We start from the raw sequence: 2,592 nt of genomic DNA on the forward strand, positions 1-2,592 counted from the left end.
TCGTCGCGCTCCGCCAACACGAATCACGCGCTCTCCCTGGGCACTCTGAATACACAGCGCCTGTGCGTGCAGCAACAAATCCAAAATTGTCGGCGGCGAAAATGGTGCTTTCGCGCAGAAATGCCGGGCCGGCGCAGCGACTCGTGGCCGGAGGCGGGGCTTCCCGGCCTTCGAACCGCCATCTTCATGTGAGAGTTTAATGGTTGAAAAAGGATTACGGCATAGTTTGCCCGTGAAAGTCACCTCAAGCGGCCGCCAAGAGCCGGAGGGGGTGCGAGGCGTCGGCGAAAGTGCTCCCTGACGGAGATTGGAAGCATGTTTTCCCGATACTACGACCGGAATCTTTTCCGCGTCATTTCCATGGCGATTGCCTTCTTCAGCGTTCTCGCCTTCTCAACCTCCGCGCTGCGGGCCCAGGAATATACCGCTCAGGAGATCGTCGATTCCGGCCACAAGTTCTTCGGCGCGACCTCTGGCGGCCTGGCCACGGTCGTCGAGAAGATTTTTGCGTCCTACGGCCTACCGAACGGTTACCTGCTCGGCGAGGAAGGGTCCGGCGCGCTGATCGGCGGCCTGACCTATGGCGAGGGCACCCTCTACACCAAGAATGCCGGCGACCATAAGGTGTTCTGGCAAGGCCCTTCGCTCGGCTGGGACTTCGGCGGCGAGGGGTCGCGCGTCATGATGCTTGTCTACAACCTCGACGACATAGGCAATCTCTATAACCGGTTCGGCGGCGTTGCCGGCTCCGCCTATGTCGTGGCGGGCGTCGGCTTCAACGTGCTGCAGAACAACAGGGTCCTGCTCGTTCCGATCCGGACCGGCGTCGGCGCCAGGCTCGGCGTCAATCTCGGCTATCTGAAACTTACGCAGCGGCCGACCTGGAACCCGTTCTGACAAGCTCATGGCCGCGCCAATCCGACATCAGTGCTTCGGCCTGTTGCAGGTCTTGCCGCGGCATGCTCTTGCCGCGGCGCTGGATTTCCGTCATGCCAAGGTGGCAAAGTCGAGCTTTGGCGGTTGCCGCCATCCATAGCGGATAGTCACCTTGGTCCAGTCGATCCTGTTTTTCGCCCTCGGCTTTCTTTGCGCCGGCTTCCTGGCGCTGCTTGTCGCTCCGGCCATCTGGCGCCGGGCGGTCGCGCTGACGCGCCGGCGGCTCGAGGCTTCGATGCCGCTGACGCTGGCCGAAATCCAGGCAGACAAGGATCAGGTCAGGGCCGAGTTCGCGATGTCGACGCGACGGCTGGAGATGATGGTCAAGGCCCTGCAGGAAAAAGCCGCCGAGCAGTTGGTCGAGATCGGCCGCGGCCGCGAGGCGCTTAAGGGGTTGGCGGTCGAGCGGAAGGACAAGAACCAGGCGCTTTCCGACCTCGAGGCGAGGACCGGGGAACTGCACCAGCGCGAGCAGCAGTTGCACCAACTGTCCGAGAAACTGGCGCATATGGAGCGCATGCTGGAGAAGCGCGCGCTCGAGCTGGAAAAGCTGGAGCACATGTACGACGATGCCAGCTTCGCCTCGAGCAACCGCCAGATCGAGCTGGTGGCACGCGAATCCGAGCTGGACAAGCTCGCCAACGACATCGCCATGCTGCGCGCCCAGCGCAAGGAAGCGGACAGGCGCAACCAGGAGACGACGGCCGAAAGCAAGGCCGCGCGCGAGGCCCTGAAGGCGGAAAAGAAAAGAACCGGCGAACTGGACAAGAAGGTCGAGCGGCTGCTCGCCACGCTTGCCGATCGCGAGGAGAAGCTCGACCGCCGCGAGAAGGAACTGCTACGGCATCGCGAGCGGGCGAAGGGCGAGGCCGCAGGGCCTGCTGCCGCGGCGTTGACGGTCGACGTTACCGGCAACGACATCGACAAGGCGATCGCCAGGCTTGATGGCGATCGCGAGCGGCTGGAGGCGCGGCTGACGACACTGGCGCGCGAGAACAAGCGGCTCAAGACTGACCTTGCCGCCCGGGAAACATCGAAGTCCGGTGCGGGCAATGATGCACGCAACGCAAGTGCTGCCTTGCGCGACCAGATGAACGAACTGGCCGCCGAGGTCGTCAACCTGACGATGAAGCTGGATGGACCGGATTCGCCGATCGCCAAGGCGCTCGCCTCTCCGCCGCGTGAAGGCCGACCGGCGAATGGGGAACGCGTCACCAGCCTTGCCGATCGTGTGCGGGCGCTGCAAAAGGCGCATTCGCCGAACGGAAGGTAGCGCGCACCGCCACCTGCTTGCACCCAGGGCCGGGCATCACCATGTCTGATGCCATGATCCTCCGTGCGGTCGCCGCGATTTTCCTGCTCGCTCTCTGGCTCTTTTATCCGCTGCTTTCTGCGCTGTTGGATGTCGCGACGTCGCTGTGGGGTATCACCGAAATGGCCTGCGATGCGCGATCGAGGGCAACCGGCGCTCCAGTGCCGCTGGCAGACGACATGGAGGTCTTCAGGATCGAGGCCGCCCCGAGTGAGATCGGCACGACGCGCATCGTTCCGAAACCAGATCAGTCTTCGACCACGTCTCTCATAGGCGATGTCAGCCGCGCGAAAAATGATGCAGCGCGATTGCCGATGCGGCCGCGACATTGAGGCTGTCGAAGC

At 63.3% G+C, this 2,592-nt stretch carries 4 protein-coding genes; all 4 read left to right on the top strand.

Going from position 1 to position 2,592, the window contains the following annotated elements:
* A partial coding sequence (locus EN742_RS38830; protein WP_210214500.1) for a hypothetical protein occupies positions 1-192 on the top strand: 192 nt, incomplete at its 5' end.
* 123 nt (positions 193-315) lie between these two features.
* Positions 316-897, top strand: coding sequence for a DUF1134 domain-containing protein (locus tag EN742_RS31225; RefSeq protein WP_126058596.1), 582 nt, complete (start codon positions 316-318; stop codon positions 895-897).
* A gap of 151 nt (positions 898-1,048) precedes the next feature.
* Positions 1,049-2,209, top strand: coding sequence for a hypothetical protein (locus EN742_RS31230; protein ID WP_126058597.1), 1,161 nt, complete (start codon positions 1,049-1,051; stop codon positions 2,207-2,209).
* 41 nt (positions 2,210-2,250) lie between these two features.
* A complete protein-coding gene (locus tag EN742_RS31235; RefSeq protein WP_127406638.1) occupies positions 2,251-2,580 on the top strand; it encodes a hypothetical protein in 330 nt (109 codons plus the stop codon).
* Positions 2,581-2,592 lie beyond the last annotated feature (12 nt).

This window comes from Mesorhizobium sp. M4A.F.Ca.ET.020.02.1.1, assembly GCF_004022645.1.
GTDB lineage: Bacteria > Pseudomonadota > Alphaproteobacteria > Rhizobiales > Rhizobiaceae > Mesorhizobium.

What these genes read in the sequence shown, in the direction of transcription:
- EN742_RS31225 (WP_126058596.1), top strand. Translation starts at nt 316, where the DNA reads ATGTTTTCCCGATACTACGACCGGAATCTTTTCCGCGTCATTTCCATG.
- EN742_RS31235 (WP_127406638.1), top strand. Translation starts at nt 2,251, where the DNA reads ATGTCTGATGCCATGATCCTCCGTGCGGTCGCCGCGATTTTCCTGCTC.